The organism is Rhodanobacter sp. C05 (assembly GCF_002001165.1).
Lineage (GTDB): Bacteria > Pseudomonadota > Gammaproteobacteria > Xanthomonadales > Rhodanobacteraceae > Rhodanobacter.
Window position 1 is genome coordinate 447,676 of sequence record NZ_MUNQ01000008.1, and the last position, 22,645, is coordinate 470,320.

Annotated in this window: 21 protein-coding genes; 9 read left to right on the forward strand and 12 right to left on the reverse strand. The window is 59.0% G+C overall.

All coding sequences use genetic code 11. The features are described from left to right. Window positions 1-218 precede the first annotated feature (218 nt). Both B0E51_RS07945 and B0E51_RS07950 read left to right on the forward strand, forming a co-directional pair. A complete protein-coding gene (locus B0E51_RS07945) occupies window positions 219-959 on the forward strand; it encodes an SDR family oxidoreductase (protein WP_077444311.1) in 741 nt (246 codons plus the stop codon). 203 nt (window positions 960-1,162) lie between these two features. Next, on the forward strand, window positions 1,163-2,071 hold the full coding sequence (locus B0E51_RS07950; protein WP_077444312.1) for an SDR family oxidoreductase: 909 nt from the start codon (window positions 1,163-1,165) through the stop codon (window positions 2,069-2,071). A 142-nt stretch (window positions 2,072-2,213) separates the two neighbouring features. Here the strand turns inward: B0E51_RS07950 and B0E51_RS07955 are convergent, their stop codons facing one another. Next, complete coding sequence (locus B0E51_RS07955; protein ID WP_168172600.1) at window positions 2,214-3,575, reverse strand: DUF2252 family protein; 1,362 nt, start codon at window positions 3,573-3,575, stop codon at window positions 2,214-2,216. A gap of 256 nt (window positions 3,576-3,831) precedes the next feature. Here B0E51_RS07955 and B0E51_RS07960 point away from each other — a divergent pair, with 256 nt between their 5' ends. After that, complete coding sequence (locus B0E51_RS07960; protein WP_077444313.1) at window positions 3,832-4,380, forward strand: cysteine dioxygenase family protein; 549 nt, start codon at window positions 3,832-3,834, stop codon at window positions 4,378-4,380. A 386-nt stretch (window positions 4,381-4,766) separates the two neighbouring features. After that, window positions 4,767-6,173: an FAD/NAD(P)-binding protein gene (locus tag B0E51_RS07965; protein WP_077444314.1), complete on the forward strand. Its 1,407-nt coding sequence runs from the start codon at window positions 4,767-4,769 to the stop codon at window positions 6,171-6,173. A gap of 490 nt (window positions 6,174-6,663) precedes the next feature. Here the strand turns inward: B0E51_RS07965 and B0E51_RS07970 are convergent, their stop codons facing one another. From B0E51_RS07970 to B0E51_RS07985, 4 genes are all read right to left on the reverse strand, one after another. After that, window positions 6,664-7,173, reverse strand: coding sequence for a hypothetical protein (locus B0E51_RS07970; protein WP_077444315.1), 510 nt, complete (start codon window positions 7,171-7,173; stop codon window positions 6,664-6,666). Between the two features lie 432 nt (window positions 7,174-7,605). Beyond that, window positions 7,606-8,628: an alpha/beta fold hydrolase gene (locus tag B0E51_RS07975; RefSeq protein ID WP_077444316.1), complete on the reverse strand. Its 1,023-nt coding sequence runs from the start codon at window positions 8,626-8,628 to the stop codon at window positions 7,606-7,608. Between the two features lie 125 nt (window positions 8,629-8,753). Then, window positions 8,754-9,134 (reverse strand): hypothetical protein, encoded by a 381-nt coding sequence (locus tag B0E51_RS07980; RefSeq protein ID WP_143525828.1) that lies wholly within the window; start codon window positions 9,132-9,134, stop codon window positions 8,754-8,756. Between the two features lie 332 nt (window positions 9,135-9,466). Next, window positions 9,467-10,390 (reverse strand): LysR family transcriptional regulator, encoded by a 924-nt coding sequence (locus B0E51_RS07985; protein WP_077444318.1) that lies wholly within the window; start codon window positions 10,388-10,390, stop codon window positions 9,467-9,469. Window positions 10,391-10,424: 34 nt separating this feature from the next. Between B0E51_RS07985 and B0E51_RS07990 the strand changes: the two genes are divergently transcribed. Beyond that, entirely contained in the window at window positions 10,425-11,090 is a 666-nt protein-coding gene (locus B0E51_RS07990) for a lipocalin-like domain-containing protein (RefSeq protein ID WP_168172601.1), read from the forward strand. A 63-nt stretch (window positions 11,091-11,153) separates the two neighbouring features. Here B0E51_RS07990 and B0E51_RS07995 read toward each other — a convergent pair whose 3' ends face one another. Genes B0E51_RS07995 through B0E51_RS08005 form a run of 3 tightly spaced genes read right to left on the reverse strand, consistent with a single transcriptional unit; the run spans window position 11,154 to window position 12,921 of the window. Continuing rightward, entirely contained in the window at window positions 11,154-11,897 is a 744-nt protein-coding gene (locus B0E51_RS07995) for an SDR family NAD(P)-dependent oxidoreductase (RefSeq protein WP_077444319.1), read from the reverse strand. A 3-nt stretch (window positions 11,898-11,900) separates the two neighbouring features. Continuing rightward, window positions 11,901-12,500, reverse strand: coding sequence for an NADPH-dependent F420 reductase (locus B0E51_RS08000; protein WP_077444320.1), 600 nt, complete (start codon window positions 12,498-12,500; stop codon window positions 11,901-11,903). Between the two features lie 43 nt (window positions 12,501-12,543). Further along, window positions 12,544-12,921 (reverse strand): DoxX family protein, encoded by a 378-nt coding sequence (locus tag B0E51_RS08005; protein WP_174570616.1) that lies wholly within the window; start codon window positions 12,919-12,921, stop codon window positions 12,544-12,546. Window positions 12,922-13,104: 183 nt separating this feature from the next. Here B0E51_RS08005 and B0E51_RS08010 point away from each other — a divergent pair, with 183 nt between their 5' ends. Continuing rightward, the gene (locus B0E51_RS08010; RefSeq protein WP_077444322.1) at window positions 13,105-14,034 is read left to right on the forward strand and encodes a LysR family transcriptional regulator; all 930 of its coding nucleotides are present in this window, start codon (window positions 13,105-13,107) and stop codon (window positions 14,032-14,034) included. Window positions 14,035-14,308: 274 nt separating this feature from the next. Next, window positions 14,309-14,560: a hypothetical protein gene (locus tag B0E51_RS08015; RefSeq protein ID WP_077444323.1), complete on the forward strand. Its 252-nt coding sequence runs from the start codon at window positions 14,309-14,311 to the stop codon at window positions 14,558-14,560. A 278-nt stretch (window positions 14,561-14,838) separates the two neighbouring features. Here B0E51_RS08015 and B0E51_RS08020 read toward each other — a convergent pair whose 3' ends face one another. From B0E51_RS08020 to B0E51_RS08035, 4 genes are all read right to left on the reverse strand, one after another. Further along, complete coding sequence (locus tag B0E51_RS08020; RefSeq protein ID WP_077444324.1) at window positions 14,839-15,219, reverse strand: hypothetical protein; 381 nt, start codon at window positions 15,217-15,219, stop codon at window positions 14,839-14,841. A gap of 230 nt (window positions 15,220-15,449) precedes the next feature. Continuing rightward, window positions 15,450-16,715: a patatin-like phospholipase family protein gene (locus tag B0E51_RS08025; protein ID WP_077444325.1), complete on the reverse strand. Its 1,266-nt coding sequence runs from the start codon at window positions 16,713-16,715 to the stop codon at window positions 15,450-15,452. Window positions 16,716-16,882: 167 nt separating this feature from the next. Then, complete coding sequence (locus tag B0E51_RS08030; RefSeq protein ID WP_168172602.1) at window positions 16,883-18,643, reverse strand: CocE/NonD family hydrolase; 1,761 nt, start codon at window positions 18,641-18,643, stop codon at window positions 16,883-16,885. Window positions 18,644-18,795: 152 nt separating this feature from the next. Continuing rightward, entirely contained in the window at window positions 18,796-19,878 is a 1,083-nt protein-coding gene (locus tag B0E51_RS08035; protein ID WP_143525829.1) for a helix-turn-helix domain-containing protein, read from the reverse strand. A gap of 572 nt (window positions 19,879-20,450) precedes the next feature. Between B0E51_RS08035 and tssD the strand changes: the two genes are divergently transcribed. Together tssD and B0E51_RS08045 are read left to right on the forward strand one after the other, a co-directional pair. Continuing rightward, a complete protein-coding gene (gene tssD, locus B0E51_RS08040) occupies window positions 20,451-20,927 on the forward strand; it encodes a type VI secretion system tube protein TssD (protein WP_077444328.1) in 477 nt (158 codons plus the stop codon). Window positions 20,928-21,264: 337 nt separating this feature from the next. Next, entirely contained in the window at window positions 21,265-22,425 is a 1,161-nt protein-coding gene (locus B0E51_RS08045; protein WP_077444329.1) for a DUF2235 domain-containing protein, read from the forward strand. The last annotated feature ends 220 nt before the right edge of the window (window positions 22,426-22,645 follow it).

The following is a 22,645-nucleotide window of genomic DNA, read 5'->3' on the forward strand; positions in this document are numbered from 1 at the left end:
CGTCATTCCCGCGAAAGCGGGAATCCATTTTGACTTTGCGTAACAGCAACTTGGATTCCCGCTTTTGCGGGAATGACGGGCAAAAAAGGCAGTTATTCGAGATACCCTATTGTTCGCTCATAACGAATTGTATTGGCAATTTAGCAAAGATTATTAGTCCATAGCGAAAGCCTAGAGTCTCTCCACACCCCGGCATTGGGCCGGCCTGGAGAGATCCCATGAACAAGCAGAATCAGAAAGTCGCCCTGGTCACCGGCGCATCCCGCGGTATCGGTGCAGCCATTGCGCAACGACTGGCCCGCGACGGTTTCACCGTCATCGTCAACTACACGGAAAGCGCGGAACCGGCCGAAGCCCTGGTCCGTGCGATCCAGCAGGCTGGCGGTCAGGCCCTGGCAGCGAAGGCAGACGTGAGCAACACCGCCGATGTGCGTCGCCTGTTCGATGCCGCGGAAACCGCCTTCGGTGGCGTGGATGTACTGGTGAACAACGCCGGCATCATGCAGCTGGCGAACATGGCGGATGCCGAGGACACCTCGTTCGATCGTCAGATCGCGGTGAACCTGAAAGGCACATTCAACACGCTGCGCGAAGCCGCCACACGTCTACGCACCGGCGGCCGCATCGTGAACTTCTCGTCCAGCGTCGTCGGCCTGCTGCAACCCGGCTACGGCATCTATGCCGCCACCAAGGCCGGCGTCGAGGCGATGACCAGCGTGTTCGCCAAGGAACTGCGCGGACGCGGCATCACGGTCAACGCGATTGCACCGGGTCCCACGGCGACGGATCTCTTCCTCAAGGGCAAGCCGCAGGAAGTCGTCGATCGCCTCGCCAAGCTCGCCCCGCTGGAGCGCCTGGGACAGCCCGAAGACATCGCCGCTGCGGTGGCCTTCCTTGCCGGCCCCGACGCGAGCTGGATCAACGGCCAGGTCCTGCGCGCCAACGGCGGAATCATCTAAGGGTGGCCTGAGTAAGTCTTTGTCGTCATCCCAGCGAAAGCTGGGATCCAGTGCCGCTGCAATTCACTGAAGACACTGGATTGACCAGCTTCGCTGTTGTGGAGCTTTTCAGCTTTCGCTGGAATGACGAGTTATTCAGACCATCCCTAAACCCCCACGCCGTGTTACCCACACGGCACTCACTCTGACTGAGGAATCCCATCATGAAACAGATCATCGTCATCACCGGCGCCTCCAGTGGCTTTGGCGCCCTCGCCGCCCGCGCGCTCGCCCATGCCGGGCACACGGTCTATGCCAGCATGCGCGAAACCACCGGCCGCAACGCGCCGCAAGTCGAAGAAGTGAAGAAGTACGCCACGGAGCACGGTGTCGATCTGCGTGCCGTCGAGCTGGACGTTGCCAGCGAGGCCTCGGCTGAAGCAGGCATCCGGCAGATCCTGGCCGACAGCGGCCGTCTGGACGTCGTCATCCACAACGCCGGCCACATGTCGTTCGGCCCGGCCGAGGCGTTCACGCCGGAACAGTTCGCCCAGCTCTACGACATCAACGTGCTCAGCACGCAGCGCGTCAATCGTGCCGCCCTGCCGCACATGCGCAAACAGGGTCGCGGTCTAGTGGTGTGGGTGTCCAGCAGCAGTGCGCGTGGCGGCACGCCGCCTTACCTCTCACCGTACTTTGCGGCGAAGGCGGCGATGGATTCGCTGGCCGTCAGCTACGCCAGCGAGCTTTCGCGCTGGGGCATCGAAACCTCGATCATCGTGCCAGGCGCCTTCACCAAGGGTACCAACCACTTCGCGCATTCGGGTTCACCCGCGGACAGGGATCGCGCCGCCGAATACGACAACGGCCCTTATGCCGGCGTGCCGGACCAGGCGCTGAAAGGCCTCGCTTCGCTCGAGCCCGCCGATGCCGATGCGGCGACCGTCGCCGATGCCATCGTGAAGGTGGTCGACATGCCGTTCGGCCAGCGCCCGTTCCGCACGCATATCGATCCCTCCCAGGATGGCTGCGAGATCGTCAATGGTGTCGCTGATCGCGTGCGTGCGGAGATGCTTCGTCGCATCGGGCTGGAGGATTTGTTGCGGCCGCAGGTGAAGGCGGCGGCAAGCTGAAACGGCGCGATGCTTGTTGAATAAAAGGCGGCAAGGAAACCTTGCCGCCTTTTATTCCAAAGAATGCAAACAGGGTTGACACTTTGCCGAAGAAGATCCGTCGGCCACCGTTGCCCTGTCAGTCGCCTCCTTTGGCAGGATCCTAGTAGAGCGGCGTGCCCGCATTGTAGGCACTGACAAACGATTGCCAGTCCAGATTGACCTGAGCAGCGTAGTTGAAAGCGAAAGTCGAGATTTCCGATTCCAGGCCGCTCGTGCTGGAGATCGCATTGCTGACCTGCTTGTCGATGCTGTAAGGCACGATGGCGCTGTTGTAATCCTGATCGGAAACGGCATGTGCTGAAGCCAGCGCCTGACCCAGGTAAGCAGCTGCAGTTTTCAGCTTGCCTGCGCTGGTCAACTGGGCGTAGTCGAAATCTTCTTCATACGGAGACTTCTCGTGGAAGAAGTAGGTCAGACCATTGATCGTGGCATAACCAATCAGCGCATCGGCATTCAAGGTCTGCGCCTTGGCTGTCATGGCCACACGGTTGCCTTCGTTGTTGTTGTAGTCGGCAGCCGGAAGCTGGCCATGGTCCACCTCAGCCACGGCGCTGGCCGTTTCCTGCTTGATCTCCAGGATCACATCGTCCGAGGTGGAGGTGGAAGGGCCTTCGATCAGGATGTAATAGCGCAGCTTGCCCAGGCTGCCTACGCCTGAACCCAGCTTCTGGCGGATGTCCTTCACCTGGTAGTAGCTGGCAGCGTACTGTTTGGACGAAGCGATATTGCTGATATAGCTGTTCATCGCAGCTGCTATGTTGCTGTATGTCGTGCTGTCCACCGGCACCAGGGTGCCGGCGATATTCTGGAAGCTACGAATACCATTGGTGACCTGGGTGTACTTGCTCAGCAGACTGGAGCGGCTATCGCCCTTGGAGTCGCTGATGGTGTCCTGCACTACACCAGAAGTGTTGCCATTCTTGAGCTGAAAGCTCAGCTCGGCACTGCTGCCCATGAAGCTGTTCATTTCACTGACATAGGCACCCACCATGGTGTTGACAGCCGTGGTGATATCGCTGTCCGCAACGCCATTGGCGCGACCGGCGAGCACCATGCTCGTGGCAAGACGGCGCAGATCCCAGACATATTGGCCAAGATAGCCTTCGTCGAAGTCATCGACCGAAAATACGTTGTTGCTGCCGCTGTCCTGCCAGGCGCCGAAGTTGCCGATGTGCGCGTCACCGCCAATCCAGGTGTAACCGGTCTGCGTGGTCGTATAGCTTGATGCCGGAAGGGTCGCCATATCCTGGTAGAAAATATGGTCGGTGCCGCGATAGAAATCGAAAGCGTCGCCCGCCATGGTCGACATCTTGGTGGCAAGATCGGTGGTGTCTGTCGCCGCAAAGGGATGGTTGTAATTGTAGATCTGCGATACCACCCAGCTTGCACGCGAAGTAGCGGCCTGCGCAGCGGACGCGCATAGCAAGCTGGCCAACGACAGAACAATCCACGCTTTCTTCATTGCAATTTCCCCGAAACATGAAAAAGGCACAGCTGAGCTGTGCCTGATAGGTAAGCGCCGATTCAAGCAACTCGTGATGACAGTGACGTGACGCAGCAAACCTCAGACTCAGACTCTGACCCCGGCTTTCGGGCGACCGGAACCGATCAGCGGCGAGCCACCCGGCATCTGGCTCGGGCATCAGCCGTATAACTGTCTAGTTACCTTTTTAGCGCGCACCCTTTATTGTGGTCTCATCGCAGTCACGAAAAGACCTATGTCCGCACAACTTCTTGAAACATGGCGCCGTGAAATTGCGGCCATTCTTCAGCGTCATCAACCACAGTTTCCCTCAGGTTTGGACGACCTCTGCAATGCCTTGCGCGCGGTTACCGATGCGACTGATTCACGGCGTGCGCTGGCAAGCAGGGCCGAGGAAGCGCGCTCCTCTTATCGCCGCTGGCTGGTTGCCGAAGGCGACGGCTACTCCGCGATCCTTATTGGCTGGCCACCTCGTTATCACACGCCCGTACATGACCACGACGGGCTCTGGGGTATCGAGCTGGTGCTATGCGGCGCATTGCATGTCGACGAATTCCGGCTCGTCACTGGTAACCCGGAGGAAGTGCGTTCGCTCGACCTGAAGCGCGATGGCGCGGCGATCTTCGACGATGCCGCTTATGCACATGCCTGCTCCAACCCGTCGACCGACGCGCCTGCCCTCAGCCTTCACGTCTATGGCGGACCGCTGTTGTCTTACGCCGTCTATCCGCAGACAGCCAGCCTGCCTCCTCAACGCAGGTCGACCGCGACCGAACCGCTCTGACACTTCCTGCATGTGATGCGGCACACGGTGATGCCAACACTCCGGCAAGCGACCGAAAGGGAAAATGTACCGGCGACAAGCCGCCGATAAGGCTGCAACGCCGTATTACATACTGATGGTCATGCCCTTCCATGGCATTTGACGCTCATCTTTTGGATAGCCACCTAGATGGCTATAAGCATGTATCGATTTATCATGAGAAAGTGAAACCATCCAAGCTTCAATTGGCATAAGCATATGTCGCGAATCGTGGTTTCCGTATAGGCAAAGGAAGATACGGAGACTTAACGATAGACATGATTGACTGTCGTCAAGACTAAACACGATGTCGCGCGGCCCTGCCGGGGCTGGCGCATCATTTCTTTGCAGCATTGGGGATCGATCTCATGACGGATATCGCAATCATCGGTGGCGGAGCTGCTGGCGCCGCGGTCTTTGGCGAACTTCTACGATGCAACCCGCCATGCACGATTCATTGGATCGTCAACCAGTGTTCGCCCGGACGAGGCGTGGCGTACAGCACGCTCGATGAACGACATTTGCTCAATGTGCGTGCGGCCGGCATGGGACTGTTCCTGGATCACTCGGATGATTTTCTGAGGCACGCCAGCGAAGAGCTTGGCCACGTGCGTGGCTCGGATTTTCTTCCGCGCCGGCTGTTCGGCGATTTTGTCCAGGCGCAGATCGCAGCGCTTGTCCAATCCGCATCGCAGCAGGGCCAGTCTTTCAAAGTGCATAAAGCCGCGGCGGTGAGCATCAAGGCAACTCCGCAAAGCGGTTACCTTATAGCCTTGGCGGATGGGCGAATCATTGAGGCAGGCAACGTGGTTCTGGCGTTGGGTGCGTTGCCGCCACGCGCCCTGCGAAGTGTCTCAAATGAAGCGCTGGCCAGCGACGCTTACAAGCTTGACCCCTGGACTCTTGATCAGCAGCAGAAGTCTCCTCGTCGAGTCGTGGTAATCGGCACGGGGCTGACCGCAGTCGACACGCTCCTGTCAGCTTCCACGCGCTGGCCCAGCGCCGATCTGGTGGCGGTTTCCAGGCATGGCCTGTTGCCTTTTGTGCATCCAGAGCAACCCATGGCGCCCTACCCTTTTCAGGATGACCTCAACAAAGGGCTTCTGGACAGCGGCGGCATTCCCGCCATGACGCGACTTGTCCGCGAGGCGATCGCATTACACACCGGAGACTGGCGCGGCATTGTCGATGGCATGCGACCGATCAACGCCAGGCTTTGGCAAAAGCTGACCACCAGGCAACGCTGGCAGTTCCTGCGACATGTCCGCTGGGTCTGGGAGGCCTCGCGCCATCGCGTGGCGCCTGCGTCCGCGCAAGCCATCGAACAACTGCGGGATGAAGGACGTCTTCAGATCCACGCGGCACGGGTTTTGCGAGTCGAAGGCACCTCACCATTGCAGGTCACGATCCGCGGCCGGGTGTCCCAGCTGGTCAGTACGCTGGAATCAGACCTGGTCATCCAGGCAACCGGCCTGGACACGGCTCTTGCGTATACAAGGCACGAACTCCTTGCCGGACTCCTGCATGACGGTCTTGCCGTTGCGGATCCTTTGCAGCTGGGTGTCGTGGCTCAAGCTGATGGGCAATTGATCAATGGAACGGGACAGCCGCAACGCGGACTTTTTGCCATCGGCTCGCTGCTGCGCGGCAGCTTGTGGGAGTGCACCGCGATGCCTGAAATTCGCAAGGACGCGCATCACGTGGCGACATGCCTGAGCCAGAACTTCGTCAGCGTGCCCACCGTCAGCAGCGGTGATAGTGGCGCGAACGGCTGACAAGCATGGTGTCAGAGGGACACTAGAGGAGCGCGGTGGTCGTCCGACCGTTCGTACCACTGCGAAACGGCCTGTCGTGGCTTCGACCCACCACCGGAACCGATCCGTCCACGGCACCTTCCAGAAATTGTCTCTGACACGAATGGCACTTACTTAGGCCCCGTTCGTCCTGAGGGTAGGCCGAAGGCCAAAGTCGAAGGACTGCCAGCGATGGGCCGTCCACGCTTGGCGGCGCTTCGACTCCGCTTGCTGCGCAGGCTATGCCCAGCGCGAACGGTTGCGAGTAGGGTGGCCCTAAGTAAGTGCGAAACCTAACTTTTCGTCATTCCCGCTTGCGCGGGGGATGACGGCGCTTAAGCACTTAAGTAAGTGCCATTCGTCTCTGACACCTATTCGCAAAGAATGGCATCAGGTAAGCAGCTCTGACCCGGATAGTTGCGAGCAAATGTGGTTTCAAGCGCGACAAGATGTTCTGCCCATGATCGTTTGCTTACTTCACGCCAGCCGGTGCCTGCACATTGCTGTATTCAATGCGAGTGTCCGTTGTGCCGCTTTCGTGGAGGTCGGTCGTTTCATGCACTAGCAGGCCGCTTGATTTGGCGATCCACTCCTGCGTGTCAATATTCATCTTCGCGTCGTGGACTCTGTAGAGCGTGGTTGCCTGACCATCCTTGATCTGGTCGCCGACCACGGTGCAGGTATCGGGGTGGGTTTTCAGTTTTTCCTGCATGTTTTTCATCGCCAACTGCTGGGGCAATGGGCTGCGTTGCCACTGATCGCCCACCTTCATGTATTCGACGCCTCCGGCGAAAACATCCTCCATGGAGTTGGGTAAGCCAGCCATGTGCACCGCGACGTAAGCGTGACTTGGCGTCTGGTTGAACTTGATGGAGGCCAGGTAGACCGCATCGCAGACATTGGCGGCATGCGCCGGGGTGATCGTTGCAGCTGCCAGCAGCAACGCACTGAAGCAGGAAAGCTTGACGGCAAAGGTGCGCATGGAGATCTTCCTGGTTGACGATTTGGTGGGTGTACCGGCGTGCCTTCGGGTGGTGTTGCACGGCGTAGCAGTGATGATTTACAACAAAGATGGCAGCGACACTCTATGGCTCGTATAGCCAGTCATAGGTGCATACCCAAATCCCACGCGATAGCAACGCTGTATAGATACTCGGAAGTAAAGCCTGCCAGCACCGACAGAGAGCTGGCATTACGAAAGTCGGTATGGGACTGCTGCCGAATTGCCTCCACGATCCTTCGAGCACAGCCACTGCTCTTGTCGAACCTGGTTACGCACATTGATTCTCGACGAAACGGCTCAAACGCAAAGCATGTTCGACATGCATGTCCTCGACTCACCACAACATGCCTCATGTGACAACGCAAACATCCGGCATGATCCAGAACGACTGGCGTTTCGCTTTTTGCCACGTCAGATGATCCGAATGGATGGACTGGTCGCTGCCTGCATAAGCGCCATCCGATAGGCATCATCGCTGAGGCCTTTCGGGTCGAGTTCGAACCGGTTGGCCAATGAATTGCCGGAGTCCTGACCACGCGCCGGAAAGGCGCTGCGATCGATGCCGCCGCCAAGGGTCAGGACGACATCACGCCAGAACGGCTGCTGATCGAAGTAGAAGCAATGCGTCAGGGTCGGACTGAGATCACCCTGGATATTGGGGCAGACCGACTGGAACAGTGCGCTGCAATTGACCTCGCACATCATGGGCGGCGCAGCATCCGGCAAGCCCACGCGCCCCATGCGCGGGGCAAGCTCAAGGCGCTTGGTATTCGAAATGAGTAACGCCTTGTCGTAGGCGTTGCAGTAAGCCGTCAGCCTGCCTGCATGCTGGAGGAACGCCGTTGCGCTGGGGTTGCCCGCCTCGAACACCGTGTAGTCGACATCGGCGGCAGCAAACATCAGCTGACCCACTTTCCAGTCCGCCGCCACGTCCTGATACGACCAGGTAAAAGCCTGCTGCACGACGAAGCATCCCATGGAATGCGCAAGAACATGGACGTTGATCGTGCATTGCTTCTTCTGCGCCGCTTCAAGCACGGAGATCGCACCGCTCACCAATGTTGATGCGGCGGCACGCGCGTTGACGCGATCCGGCAGATAGGCGAAAACCAGCCCGTCCGACGGCCAGTCATAGCTGATTACGCGCCCGACCCATCCCTGCTTTTGCAGCTGGTCGACGCATTTCAGATGGAATGCTTTTGCCGCCTGGTGGCTCACATTGAAACCGTGCACCAGAAAAAGAATGTCGCCCGTGCGGTCGGGATGCCCCAAAGAATTCGATGCATCCGGCGAAAAGGACTCGATGATGCTTGCCACCCAGGCAGGTTGCCGCAGAGCCTGTTCCGGGCCCGACTCATCCGTAAAGGTCAAGTAACGCGCCGGCCCTACTCCGTCGGAGTCATTGGTCTTGCGCAAGGTGATCATGTATTCCATCACCGCCCCCTTTAGTCATTCGCCAGCGTGCAAACAGACCGTAGCGCTTTGCAGTCAAGCCTGGCGTGAACTTGCCTGCCCATCGAGACAACCACAAAAATCAAAGAGTGGCGACACCTATGCTGCTACGGCTGAGGATTGCACCGTATGTCATGCGGATCAGGGGCATTCGGGTCTGGCAGTTTGCCGTTGCATACATTCATGTTGCGCACATCGATTTTGGTCAGCCGGTCCAGCTTGCACTCGGCCAAGGAGCTCTTACTGTCCGCGGGTGCGTGCAGCAGAGTTTTCTGCGCCGCATTGTCCTGCTGCACGCGCTTGGATATCTCTGCGCAGCTCACGTGGGAACAGTAGAGGATGCTCTCCTCGGCGGTCTCCTGGCGTCCGATTTCGATATCCCCCGGCCGGCATCCAGCCTGCTGCCCCCAAGTCGGGCTGACCAAACCCAAGGCCACACACAAAACCGCACCGCTTAAGCGACACGTGGGAAGAAATCTGTTTTTCATTTCAACCTCGATGCAGTTCAGGGTTATCTGTGCACGGGTTATCTGGAAAATCTGGGCAAGTCCCCCGACTTGCCTCGCCGACGATACGAGCATGTGATGCAAGGTGCAACGATGAGCCAACTGACCTTCGGAAGGGGTTCAAGAATGACATCAGCTGCAATTCGAGGAACGCGGTTGACAACCGACTAGCCGCTCCGCGGCGAAATGGCCTGCACTGGCTTCGATCCACGACTGGAACCGATCCGTCCCCGACATCTTTCAGGAATTGCCACCGACACCTTTTCCAGCCCCTGAAATCCTCCGGGAAGCCGACTTCGCAGCTAGCGGCGCGATCATCCTGCCGATGAAAACGCCGTTGCGTCGTCGGCATTTGACGGAAGCCGCTTAGCCAACTCAGCGTGCAGAAAGTCGACGAACCGGCGTACACGTGGCGGCTGAAAGACGTTCGGGTGGTACATCGCATGGATCGGCGTGGGGGCAGACCACGCTGGTGCGTTGACGAGCACCAACCGGCCTTCGCGTACATCCGCCGCCACCGCCCAAAGCTGCCGGTAGGCGAACCCGCGACCGAGAACAGCCCACTTGCGGATGACTTCGCTGTCAGTGCATTCGTGATATCGCCGAACCCGCACCACTGCTTCGCCAAGACGCCACTCATTGCGTGGCCCGGCATTCGTGGTCAGTACCAGCGTCGGCAATTCGACGAGATCCTCGGGATGCCTTGGCATTCCACAAGTCGCGATACATGTTGGCGAAGCGCAGACCACGCGCCAGCTGTCGGCAAGATGACGCGCGACAAGATCGCTGTCCTCCAATGGACCGACGCGGATGGCTACGTCGATGTCATCCGGCACGAAACGCGAGAGCGAATCCGATAGCGTCAGGACAATGCGCACCTCCGGGTGGAGGCCCATGAAACTGTCGAGGATGTCGACCAGCAGGTTGCGCCCCAGGTCGGAAGGCGCCGATACACGCAGCGTCCCGCTTACACCGTCGGTGCCGCTGCGAACCGCGCGCTCGGCCTCCCGCATGGTCTCGATGGCGACCCGACAGGATGCGATGTAGATGCGCCCCTCATCAGTCAGGCGCAATTGACGACTCGTGCGTTCGAAGAGCCGCGCACCGAGCATGGCCTCGACCCGTTGCAGACAGGCACTGGCGGCGGCAGGCGAGAGCCCTGCACGACGCCCGGCAGCCGACAGGCTGCTGAGGTCGGCCGCATCGACGAGGAGCTGCATGTCGCTGAGGCGGTTCATGGGGTCAGGTCCCAAGCGCAGAAGGCAAAGACGGATGATCTTCAAATGGCATTTGAAGATCAATAAAAATCAAAGCCTATTATCAAAATGGGAAGCGCGGGAGACGATGCCACCTACCCCACCCACTCAAGGTATCGCCATGTCCCGCGTAAAACTCCTGCTGCTCGCCTCTTTGCTCGCCCCGATGATCGCCTCGTCGATCCCGACCGCCGCAGCCGCCCAGGACGCGGCGATGAAACACAGTGAAAGTGCCAGCGATCATGCGATGGTGCCCAGGGAACTGATCGGCGCCTGGACCCTCGTCCGCTGCGACAACGTCTACCCGGATGGTCACCGCGTGGAGCTGTACGGCCCCCACCCGGAAGGCATGTGGCTTATCGATGCGCAGGGCGACTACATGATGCAGATCGTGCGGGCGAAGCGAATGCCATTCGCGGCGAATGACAAATCCAAGGGAACCCCGGACGAGTACCGTGCCGCCTCGATGGACAGCAATGCCCACTACGGCCACGTCAACGCCGACGCCATGGTCATGCACAGCCAGATCCTGCACGCCTCGTTCCCGAACTGGGATGGCAAGAGCGGCGACTCGGGCTACACCATCAACGGCGATGAATTGACCTATCGCGTGGCCAAGCCGTCGAGCGGTGCGGCCGAGGGCGCCCATGGTGAGGTCGTGTGGCGGCGGGTTCGCTCATAACGGCCAAGCCAGAGAATGGCGACAGGGAAGTGGCTTTGATCCAGATACTTCCCTGCCCGGCGATCAACCGACGCGATACTGACCGCCATCCACGACCATGGCCTGCCCGGTCATGAAGGCCGCATCGTCGCCGGTCAGGAACAGAACCGCACCGGTGATGTCTTCGGGTTCGCCCAATCGCTTGATCGCCTGCTGCTCCCAGGTCGAGCGCTTTTGCTCTTCCGATTGCGGTGCGGTTGCCAGCGTATTGATCAGGCCGGGCAATAACGCGTTCGCGGTGATGCCGTCGCTGGCGACGTCGTTGGCCAAGCCACGCATGAATCCAATGATCGCCATTTTCGAAGCGATGTAGTGACTCATGCCGGGTATGGCCAGACCCACCATGTTCGACGAGATGCCGACAAAACGACCCCACTTCTTCTTTCTCATCGCCGGCAGGAAATACTTCACGCTAAGGAAGTGCGAGTCCAGGTTCGTGGCCATGGTCCTTCGCCACGTCGGCAGATCCAGCTCGTCGATCAGCCGATGGGGGAAATAGCCGGCGTTGTTCACGACGATATCGACGTCGCCAATCTCACGGCTCTGCAGGGATGCCGCACGCCAATCGTCTTCCTGCGTCACATCGAGTTGCAGGGCGAATGCGTTCGAACCGATCTTGCTGACGGTTGCATCCGGGGCCGTGAGGTCGGTCGCGATCACTCGTGCCCCTCGTCTTGCCAAGGCGATGGCGATCGCTTGCCCAATGCCTTGCCCGGCACCGGTCACGAGTGCCGTCCGTCCTTCGTGGGTTCTAGTCGAACTGTTCATGACTCAGGCCTGTTGATGGATCAGGCTGCGCAGCGTCAGCGGGCCACCGAACTGTTGCAGCAAACCACCTTCGTCAAGACGGCCCAGGATGATGGGACTGAAGCCAAGCAAGGTGGCGAGCGATGCGACTTTCTCGTTGGCATCGGCGTGGTCGCCCGAAACGAAGATCGTGCGATGGCCCTCGCTCCGGCGCGGCTCATCCGCGAGCACCGCCGCCGGCAACGTGTTGAACGCCTTGACGACCTTGGCGCCCTTGAACTGCGCCGCCACCACCTGACTCGAGGGACGGCCGCCAAGATCCAGTGGCCTGAAGGCGGGAAACTCGATCGCGTTGGTGGCATCCACCACGATCTTGCCGGCCCAGTCGCTGCGCAACTTGGCGACCTCCCCCGCTGCCCCGAACGGGATGGCGAGGATGATCACGTCCGCATCCAGTGCGTCGGCGGTTTCTGTTGCACTTACCGTAGGAGCAAAGGCTTGCAGCGCATCCTCCAGCGAAGCCGTTCCGCGACGATTGGCAATGACGGCCTTGATCTTGCCGCGGGCGAATTGCTTGGCGAGGGCGCCCCCGATGGCGCCCGACCCGATGATGGCGTAGCTCATGGAATATCTCCTGATGGACTGTCGATGGGATGGATGCGAAGGATCAGCGCGACTTGCCGTCGAGGCTGAACCGGCCTGCACCATTGACCGTCAGCAGCAGGAAGGCGCCGGCGATCGAGACGTTCTTGAGGAACATGATCATCTGGGTCTGATCGGCGAAGTTGTTATGGAACAAGAGCGCCGTCAGCACGGTATAGCCAGCGAGCAGGAACGCCGTGACACGCGTCTTCCAGCCGAAGGCAATGGCCACGCCGCCGAGAAGCTCGGTGGCGATCACCACCGGTAGCAAAGCGCCAGGAACGCCCATGGCGGACATGTAGCCAACGGTGGCGGCGTAGGCGCCAATCTTGCTCAGGCCGGAGAGCACGAACAGCGATGACAGCAGGATGCGACCGCCGAGTTCCGCGGCATCGCGAAGCATGGTGCTGGAAGACGTGGTATCCGCGCTGATTTTCGTGGAACCGGTTTTCGTGGAAGCGAAAGTTGAAGCGTTCATGGCTATCTCCAGGGGTTGGGTGAAACGGTGGAGACATACTAAGAATCCCGAATTGGCGGATAAATAGCTTTTCATGGCAATATTTATCCCAAAAAACGGGATAGTCTTATGGACCGATTTCTCTCGATGCAGGCATTCTCGAAAGTGGTCGAGGCCGGCAGCTTCGTGCGCGGTGCCGAGAAACTCGGCATGTCGACTACCTCGGTGTCACGACTGATCGCCGAGCTCGAAGAGCATCTCGGCACCCGCCTGCTGCAGCGAACGACGCGCCGGCTTCACCTGACCGATGCCGGCCATCGCTTCATCGAACGCGCGACGCAATTGCTGACCGACCTGCAGGAAGCGGAAGCCGAGGTCGGCTCGGCAACGACGACACCGCGAGGGCGGCTGCGCATCAGCGTGCCGCTCTCGTTTGGTGTTCGTCACCTGGCCGAGCTATTCCCCCGCTACCGCGTGAAGTATCCGGAGGTGGAACTCGAAGTGCATGCCACGGATCGGCGCGTCGACCTGATCGAGGAAGGCTTCGATCTCGCCCTGCGCCTGTCGCTGGAGATTCCTCCCACCTATGTGGCACGTCGGCTGACGGTGGTGCGGCTGGCGGTTTGCGCGGCGCCGGACTATCTCAAGCGCCACGGCACGCCACGCACGCCGCAGGACCTGGCAGAACACAACTGCCTTACGTTGCCAAGCGGAGGGTTCGAGGGTCGCTGGCCGCTCGAGGGCGCGGATGGTGTCGTTACCGTTCGCGTTGGCGGGGATTTTCGTGCCGACAGTGGCGATCTGCTCCGGAGTGCCGCGCTTGCGGCACAAGGGATCGTCATGCTGCCCACTTTCATCGTCGGCGACGATCTTGCGCGCGGCGACCTGGTGCCGCTGCTGCCTAAATGGCGCCCACCGCATACCGACGCGATGATCATCTACCCGACGCGCCGATTCGTGTCCGCGAAGGTCCACACGTTCACGGAATTCCTGCAACAGGAGTTCACCGGTGATCCGCCCTGGGATCGCTGGATGACCATTCGGAATCGGCGGCGCTAGGTGGCTACCATGCTCGATGCGCATGGCGCCATTCACAATGGCGATAGGGTGAAGTCATCACCGGCGCCCACTTTCATGCACGTCTCCCGCACGCCATGTGGCGAGGCACTGCCTCCGACGATTCGCACGCGTCACGGACAGGCATCCCGGTGCGCAATCCCGTCGTCATGTACCGCGGGTATGGTTTCCGCTAGGGAGTGACCTCATGTCCTTGGCCTCTACACGTCGCCCACCGCTCGCCGAAGATTCTCCAATTCGGGGATGGGATGGTGCCATGCCTATCATCATGTCAGCCATCGTGCTTGTGACGGTGGGCTTTGATTTATGGAAGCACGGCCTTCATGCGCTTCACCATGACGAAGGCACGGCAGATCACATCGCCATGCTGTTGATGTTCGGACAGATCCCCATCATGTTCTGGTTTGCCGCACCGGGCCGTCATCGCGCTCGGAGAATCTTGCCTACGCTGGCGATCCAACTATCGCTCTGGGCAATCACTTTTGCGTCGGCGGTCGCCTTGACGTAAACGCGATTTCACCATTGAGTCGGCCATTCAACACCACCAGGACCGGCTGGACGCTTGCTTGCAGCCTCGCACGTCCAACCTCATGGTCGATTCGACTGCGGAGCTCCTTCGCCAGCATTGGCTCCGCAACATGTCGGATGTTCGATCAATGCACCTGCAGATCCTGTCGCCAACCCAGTCTGTCCGTCAGGCGATGCAGCGAACGAGCGGATTTCACTTTAGTCAGGGTAGTTGCCAGCTGCGAAAGAATGACTCAGGCAGACAAGCCTGCTATCTCTTTAGCGAGCTTTCTTGGTCGAATGTCGAGCCGCTTTGACTGCACTCTTCTTTGCCACGACAGGCTTCGATTTCGTCGCACCTGGAGCCTTCTTTACACCGGTCTTCCTGGCTGCAGTTGCTGGATTTTTCGCGACCGGCACCGCCTTCGCTACGGCTTTCCTCACGGACTTGTCGGTCCGAATCCGCTTCTTGGAAATCGCCTTCTCCGAAGCCTGAGGAATGTTGGCCGACTCATCATGCTTGTTCGAGAACGCTTTTGGTGTCCAGGCACTCTGAAAGTGCGCCACCATGTTCCTGAAGATTTCACTCTGCTCCAGCATCAACGAAAACAGATCGTTATTTTTCAGCTTGTCTTTTTTATGCGACTTGTCTTTACTCATGACTCAGCCTCCGCAGTGATTTGACGCACTGTAACCGAGGTTGACATTTATTGTTGATACTCATGGAACTGGCATCGCCGGGGTTGAACGACTGCCGACGCTAACCGTTGCGACGGCCCTTCTTCTCGTACGCCCCGTTGACGGCTCGAATGACACGCAGGCGCCATCTATCGTGCGAGATGCCATCCGCCAGACTTACGTAACAATCGCTTGTGCGTTGGAAACAAGGGCTACCTTGGTGGCTGCATAGCGTCATCGGGTCCCGATGACGTAGCAACCGAGCCCGGACAAGACGCGACAGCATGCGGGCTACCGACAATGGCGGCCTGGTCCCGCCGAATACCTTGTTCGGGTGTTGCCCACAACAGTCCGCGAGCGGCGCAGTCGGCGCCGTAATCGAAAAGCCGCTGCAAGCTCTGCAAGCGGAAATCGGCGAAGCTGTGACCGGGATAGTCTGCGGGTATCACGGCAATCCGAAGCTGCATGTGATGCTCTCTGGTCACGCTGTCGACGAGGGCAATCGTTTCCTTCGTCTTGTACATCAGTTGCGCAGAGAAGCTCCTGCCGAGAAGTTCGATGGTCTCAAGCGACGATTCATGCGGCGGGCTGGCCAGCTGGCTGTTGACGATCACATAGACGTTCGATCCGTTCAGTTGATCGAGACTCGTCGATACGACATCGGCGACCAGCGGGGTGATGAAAAAGGGCGTGGTCACGCTGCCATCCACATGCAGTTCGTCGTAGTCATGAGCCCCATCGCTGACGTGGATAATCACGGGCGGGAACATGCCCGGTACACTCGCGGATGCGACGAGCACATCGCGGAACAGCTGTCTTGCCGCGGTGCCGCCATGCGCCGCAATCGCGCCCATATCCCAGAGCACCGTTTCCTGCTTGTCGAGATCCGTCGTGGCGACGATCAACCTTCGCCCCTTCGAGGTTTCGGCTGCCACGGCAGCGACCATCTGGGATGTAACGAAGTGATCCACCAGCTCATAAAGCCGCCCGTGGTTTCCCAGGCCGGAAGGAAAAGCAAGCCGCGCCAGAAAGCTCGTCTTCGGTAAGTGGATCAAGTAGCTCCGCTCACCTCCGAAGGCATCCTGCAATGCGGGATCCCACGAGGAACCCAGAAACGCAAACGGAGCGATCAGCGCACCGGCACTCACCCCGGTAACCAGCTGGAAGTCCGGCCGCCGCTGCCCGCGCGTCATGCCGGCAAGCGCGCCAGCACCAAACGCACCGCCGGATCCGCCGCCCGACAACGCGAGAATATTGACCGGGCCGCCGTGCGCGGCTTGTCGCAATCCCTGAATGATGGGCGGCGAAATGGTGGCGAAGCGGTGCCGATCCGTCGTGACGATACGTATGCCGGCATCGAAGCCGACAGGCGCGGCATTCGAGATGAGCGTGGGAGGCGGCGGCTTGCGGCTTTGAGTGACACAACCGGCCAGGAAAATCAGGCATGCCAGGGAAACAAGCGACTTGGCGAGATGCATGGGATGTTCCTCGAACTTGCAACGCTCATTGCGAGCGCGCGCCTTGTTGGTGCATCCATGTTACGGCGAATGGCCTGGTGCGGCGTCGCCGCCTTTTCATTCCAAAGAGTGGGGTCAGGCAAGTGGCCCTGACCCGGACAGTTGGAATGTTCAAGCGCACCGCCCTCTTAGCGAACACTCACGGGCATGTACAACGCACTTGGATGCCTGGCGTCGTGGTACAGCATGATGATTGCGGGACGTGCGTCCTTGCCCGACTCTTCAGCTACAACACCGCCACTGTTGTAGTTCTTCTCGAAGAATCTCGAATTCATTGGGCCGATGGCAAGTCGCAGCCTGCTGCCCTTGCCAATGCGTCGGGCAATGAAGTGGAAGCGATCAAAGTCGTAGCGTTCGACCACTCCCGGCTTGACCGGCATGGGCTTGCGGAGATCTTCGCGGTAGCGCGCCCGGAGTATCTCCGAATCCAGTTCGATGCTGCTGCCATCGGGCCGGATTTCATACAGGTAGGCAGCAATGTCGGTATCGGGTTGATCCACTGCCAGCCACAGACTCAGTTTCGGAAAACCTGCGAATTCCGTAGCCCTGGCAAAGGGCGGCGTGTGATAGACCAAGACTTTTCCGGAAGCGGCCATCAAGCCACTCTGGTCGGTCATGTCGGTATCGCTGGTTTCAGATCTGTCCCAGGCTGCAAAAGTCGTATCTCGCGGGTCATCGACATAGTGGTCCGGTTTCGCCGCCGCACTGGACGCCACGTCCATCAGTTCTCCCGAGGCAAATACACCGTTGCTGCCGTTGCCCCCTGACGTCAGGTACATCGGGTGGAAGGTGGATGTGATGGCATCCAGCGAGTCCGCGTAGCGCCATTCTCCGGTGTCGTCGCCCAGCATGTAGTAGGCGACTTTGCCCTTGAGGAATGCCGGCTTCGTGCCGCCCTTGAGCGTCCAGTCATACCAGTCCAGATGCAATCGGTTCAGATCGACAAGGCTTGCCGGGCCAAACTTGACGCCGGCATACCCGTCTGTGGGGGTGCGCGTGCCGGCGTGATCCCATGGACCGATAATCAGATAGTGCCTGTCCTTGGCCGATACCGAGCCATAGCGGAAGTGGTCGCGGTAAAACGACAACGCTCCTGGCTGGTCGTCGTCGTATTGGCCGGTGATGGTCAGGATCGGCAGATCGATTTTTGCGAACTGTTGCGGTGTGGGACTGTAGCTGTCCCAGTAGGCATCGGGTTCCGGATGGCTGAGCCAGGTTTGAAATGTCGGTGAGGGATTGCCGACGATGGTGTCGAGTTCACGGAAAGGACGCATGTCCGTGTGCATCCGGCCGAACATGGACGACCAGAAGGCGCTGTCGTCGAAGATCGCGTCTTGCGCGGTACGCCCACTGGTCAGCGTTATCCACTGCATGTCGTACGAGTAGTAAATGTTTTGCAGAAAAGGAAAATCGACGCCCGGGCGAGGAGATGCCACCGGCACGAGCGAGGCCAGATGCGGCGGAAATTCCTTGGCCGTGGCCCACTGGTCGTAACCGGCATACGAGCCGCCCCACATGGCGACTTTTCCATTGCAATAAGGCTGCTTGGCCAGCCACTCGACAATATCGAAACCGTCTTTGGCCTCTTGCAGGAGCGGCGTGAAAGCCCCTTCGGAGTTGCCGCGTCCACGCACATCGATAGTCAGGAAGACGTAGCCATGTGCCGCGAGATAGGCGCCGCGCTCGTGATACAGCTGCGAAACATATGGTGTGAGGGTGAAGACGCAGGGCAGCGGAGTACGCTGGTCGTGAGGCTGATAGAGCGTCGCATTGAGCTTGATGCCATCGCGAAGGGTAATTTTCTCGCCCCAATGAAAATCAATCGGATCGCCGTTGGTGCTGGCCGATGTAGTGGCATACGCCGGAGATGAAAGCAGCAAGATCGACAACAGGGCAACGCTGCGTACAGACATGGCTGCACTCCTTGTTGGGTACGAAGAAACAGGGGGAACGGGCGACGTTCAGATGATCGCCCCCGAAACCTGCGCCTACTTCAACAAAGGCCTGACCGGTTTTCGTCCGAACGTGCCGGATCGGACGTTTATGCAGGCGATTCGTCCGGGAAAGCGGGATGGCTGCGGCGATACTGGCTGGGCGTGCGATCTGTCATCCGCTTGAAAACGGCATTGAAGGTGGACTTGCTGCCGAAGCCGCAGGCGAGTGCCACCTCCAGAATCGTCCGTTTGTCGGTGGGGTCGGCAAGGCAGGATTCTGCTGCCGCAACGCGGAACCCATTGACGAACTCGAAGAAGTTCTGGCCCAGCCCCTGATTGAGAGCCTGGGAAATATAGTTCGGGGACCATCCACTGCGCTCACTCAATGCTTGCAGGTCAAAGTGGCTGTCCGCATACAGATGCTCGCTGCGCATCAATCGCCTTAACTCGTCGGCAATCTGTGCGCATTGGACGGGATCCACCCCGGAGCGGGCATACGCGGCGGCATGGCTCTCCGGATCAGCTGCCGTCGGCTCCACGAAATCGGGTGGCACCAGGACACGCTGGCGTAGCCCAAACCACGCGAGCACACACAACGTTACAGTCGTCGCGCAACCGGGCACAGGGCCAAACCACGCGCTTTCCTCCATGCCAGTGACGATGGGAATCCGGTCGATGGCGACCAAAGCCCAGATGATGCCGACCAGGGCAAGCAGGCGCCGCAACCATGTCAGGCGCAGGGCCACCTCATCGGCATGGGCCTGCTCGAGCAACGGGCGCGCCTGATACGTGCGATGCACTGCAAGAACAAGATAGATCATCCCCTGCAACACCCATGCGCTATAGACGAACCGAACCAGCGACATGCCGGCTGGCCACCTATCGAAAGCCGCCACCGCGTTGCCTGCCGAAACAAGAAGTACGCAGGCATAGGGCACGATATGCCAGAGCTTCCTGCCGTGACGGCTGGACGGAAGGGAGGTCAGCGCAACCGCGTAGCCATAGAGCAGCGGACCGAGAAGGTAGGCAAGCGGCACATTGACCGCATGCAGCCACCGGACGGCTTCGACAGGCAAGACGTCACGCCAACCGCCAAGAGCCATGCCAACCACGCTGTCGACTGCCAGGCAGGCGAAGTAAGCAGCGAGATAGAGCGACACCCTGATCTGCGTGGAACCGAAGATCAGCACCGCCGCCAGCGTGGTCAGTCCCAGCGTCACGGCAGAGCAAGCAAAATCCAGCAAATCCGGCGAAGTCACGGGCGCATTTACCTGGCCAAGTTCGGCGTCCAGTGTCCACGATCGAGCATGGCTTCGCCATGTCTGCAAGCGCCGGCTAGCTGCCAATCAGGAATTGTCCCTGATACCTTTTCGTTTGTGCATCAGTGGATCGAGTGGGATACGCGCGCAGAGCTGCCTGGAAAGACGGAGTCCCAGCGGTTGGCTGCAGGAGCTGGCAAGGATTCGGGCAGCTGGTTTTCAGCTGGCAAGGTGCTGCAGAAGAACTCAACCGGACCCCGTTTTTGGGACTATGATCATGCCGCAGGTACTGGCGCGGTTGTTGCCGATAGCCGACAGGGACGACGCAATCCACTTCCGCAAATGGGGTAACCATCAGCCCATGAATTTTGACTCTTTTGGCATATAGCGACCGCCATAGTTAAACATGTGCAGGCATCGCATATATTCCTGCCATTCCCGGAGTGCCGAATACGCCAGACGATGGGCCGCAATCCAAATCTCGCAGGCGAGGATAACCAGTCATGGGCTATCAATCTTATTCCAGCTTCAAGGGATCGAAGGCGGGTCAACTCAAGGGCGAATCATCGAAACGCAAGAGTAGTGATAAATGGTTCGATATTCATTCTATACGCATGTCCACGGAGGCCCCGCGGACCTCCAACAGCGGCAATCCAAAGGGTGCGAGTCATCATAAAACCATCATCATCACCCGGGAGGTCGACGCCGCCTCCCCTCTGCTACTCAAGGCATACTGGTCGAACGAGGTTTTCACGGAAGTCGTTCTGGAGGTAGCCGCGGACGAAAAGTCCGGCCATGAGAGCGTTGTGTGGAGAACTGTACTGACTGACGCGGTGATCACACACGTCAAGCCTTTTTATGGCCACGCCAAGAATCCAACGATGAAGATGGAGAACTTGAGTCTTGTTTTCCGCAACATCTCTTTCACGAACCCACCGCCAAGCACTTCAACCGCTGATGACTGGAATGCGAACGACTAGTGATTGCCACCCATTGCAAGCATGGTGTCAGTGACCATAGAAGCTGGCTCCTAGACCAGCAACCTCCAAAAGGTTGTGCAAACTAAGTGGCTCTGAGCCACTTATTCCAGGACGAGGCTTTAGGACGAGACGAGGCGACGTGGCGGGTGGGCTTGTTCGGTTCATCCATGAGCCCCAGGAGCTGGCGAGGATTCGGGCGGTTGGTTTTCATCTGGCAGAGTGCTGCAGAAAAACTCAACCTGGACTACCCCCCGTTTTGCTATCGCCATGATGACCCGCATCCCCTTAAATCGAGCCGCTCCGTCCTTCGACAGCAGAGCCCATACTCGAGGTGAACATGAGTAGCAAAAAGCGCATCGCTCTCTTCCTGGATGGCACCTGGAATACCGTCCAGAACAATACGAATGTCTGGCGCACAAAGTCGCTTTGCGTCACCAACGACGAACAAATCAATTACTACAGCCAGGGCGTCGGGACGCTCTTCGGGCAAAGACTCATGGGAGGCGCCTTCGGCTACGGGCTCGACGCCGAGGTCATCAATGCCTACGAATGGCTCATCGAAAATTACAGCCCTGACGACCAGATCTACATATTTGGATTCAGCCGGGGAGCCTATACGGCACGGGCTCTGTCGGGCCTCATTTCAGAGTGTGGCCTCCTCATGGCCGGCTCACCGCTATCGGTGGAGCAGCTGTATGCCCGCTACCGAAAGAGGGAAATCCGTTCCATCCGGCAGTTGGCGCACGAGCCGGATTCCTCGCTCACTACCGAAGAGCGGTGGTTGAAGAAGTATTCAAAGCCCGTCGCCATCTGGTTTATCGGCGTCTGGGATACCGTCGGTGCACTCGGCATCCCATTCGGGCGGATTCCACTTATCAGCCGATCCGAATACAACTTCCTACAAACCGATCTATGGATCGACAACGATACCGCCTATCACGCCTTGGCCATCGATGAGCACCGGGCCGCATTCGCACCAACACTATGGACTTGGCCGTATTCCAAGGACGATACCTCGGCTACGGGCGCGTATGCCTTTCCGACGATTGGCAACGTGGAACAAAGGTGGTTTGCAGGTGCTCACGCCAACGTAGGCGGTGGCTATGTTGACGACGTTCTTGCAGAGCGGCCACTGAACTGGTTGATGCAGAAGGCAGCCGCACGCGGCCTGGTTTTCAACGACAGTGCATCCATCGATCCTGACGAGCAAGCAGGCAAGGTCAACAACTCATTCCTGGAGATGGCGTTCGGCATTTACGCACTCTTCCATTTGTTCATACCCTATCAGCGAAAAATTGGACGGAATACGATCGTTGGCTCGGCTGGCATCAAGTACCTTGTCAACGAGACTATCGACGAATCCGTGTTCGCACGCTGGGCGACCAATGAGTCATACCGGCCCAGGAATTTGATGGAATGGGCAAGCCGTTTCAATGTCGAGCCTGAAACCGTCAAGTCATCCGTGCGCGCGGACGATCCATCCATACAGGTTATGTAACCTCGATGGTGGTCGCCGCGGACAATTAAACGGCGCGACCCTGCTCATGGCCGGCACCACCGGACAAAGGAAGGCATTTAATTGCCTCCGTCCCTGAGGTTTCCCCACGTTTTCATGCGGCCACAGCCATCTGATCGAGCAGTGCCGGAGACGGCTTTCGTATTTGCTCCACGAGTTTTTCAAGCCTGGCATTCGACCATCGTCTCACTAGCGCCTCACG

Bases quoted from the DNA above. Each gene is read 5' to 3' on its own strand.
- B0E51_RS07945 (WP_077444311.1), top strand. From the start codon at position 219: ATGAACAAGCAGAATCAGAAAGTCGCCCTGGTCACCGGCGCATCCCGC.
- B0E51_RS07950 (WP_077444312.1), top strand. From the start codon at position 1,163: ATGAAACAGATCATCGTCATCACCGGCGCCTCCAGTGGCTTTGGCGCC.
- B0E51_RS07955 (WP_168172600.1), bottom strand. From the start codon at position 3,575: ATGAAGAAAGCGTGGATTGTTCTGTCGTTGGCCAGCTTGCTATGCGCG.
- B0E51_RS07960 (WP_077444313.1), top strand. From the start codon at position 3,832: ATGTCCGCACAACTTCTTGAAACATGGCGCCGTGAAATTGCGGCCATT.
- B0E51_RS07965 (WP_077444314.1), top strand. From the start codon at position 4,767: ATGACGGATATCGCAATCATCGGTGGCGGAGCTGCTGGCGCCGCGGTC.
- B0E51_RS07970 (WP_077444315.1), bottom strand. From the start codon at position 7,173: ATGCGCACCTTTGCCGTCAAGCTTTCCTGCTTCAGTGCGTTGCTGCTG.
- B0E51_RS07975 (WP_077444316.1), bottom strand. From the start codon at position 8,628: ATGGAATACATGATCACCTTGCGCAAGACCAATGACTCCGACGGAGTA.
- B0E51_RS07980 (WP_143525828.1), bottom strand. From the start codon at position 9,134: ATGAAAAACAGATTTCTTCCCACGTGTCGCTTAAGCGGTGCGGTTTTG.
- B0E51_RS07985 (WP_077444318.1), bottom strand. From the start codon at position 10,390: ATGAACCGCCTCAGCGACATGCAGCTCCTCGTCGATGCGGCCGACCTC.
- B0E51_RS07990 (WP_168172601.1), top strand. From the start codon at position 10,425: ATGATCTTCAAATGGCATTTGAAGATCAATAAAAATCAAAGCCTATTA.
- B0E51_RS07995 (WP_077444319.1), bottom strand. From the start codon at position 11,897: ATGAACAGTTCGACTAGAACCCACGAAGGACGGACGGCACTCGTGACC.
- B0E51_RS08000 (WP_077444320.1), bottom strand. From the start codon at position 12,500: ATGAGCTACGCCATCATCGGGTCGGGCGCCATCGGGGGCGCCCTCGCC.
- B0E51_RS08005 (WP_174570616.1), bottom strand. From the start codon at position 12,921: ATGCTTCGCGATGCCGCGGAACTCGGCGGTCGCATCCTGCTGTCATCG.
- B0E51_RS08010 (WP_077444322.1), top strand. From the start codon at position 13,105: ATGGACCGATTTCTCTCGATGCAGGCATTCTCGAAAGTGGTCGAGGCC.
- B0E51_RS08015 (WP_077444323.1), top strand. From the start codon at position 14,309: ATGCCTATCATCATGTCAGCCATCGTGCTTGTGACGGTGGGCTTTGAT.
- B0E51_RS08020 (WP_077444324.1), bottom strand. From the start codon at position 15,219: ATGAGTAAAGACAAGTCGCATAAAAAAGACAAGCTGAAAAATAACGAT.
- B0E51_RS08025 (WP_077444325.1), bottom strand. From the start codon at position 16,715: ATGCATCTCGCCAAGTCGCTTGTTTCCCTGGCATGCCTGATTTTCCTG.
- tssD (WP_077444328.1), top strand. From the start codon at position 20,451: ATGGGCTATCAATCTTATTCCAGCTTCAAGGGATCGAAGGCGGGTCAA.
- B0E51_RS08045 (WP_077444329.1), top strand. From the start codon at position 21,265: ATGAGTAGCAAAAAGCGCATCGCTCTCTTCCTGGATGGCACCTGGAAT.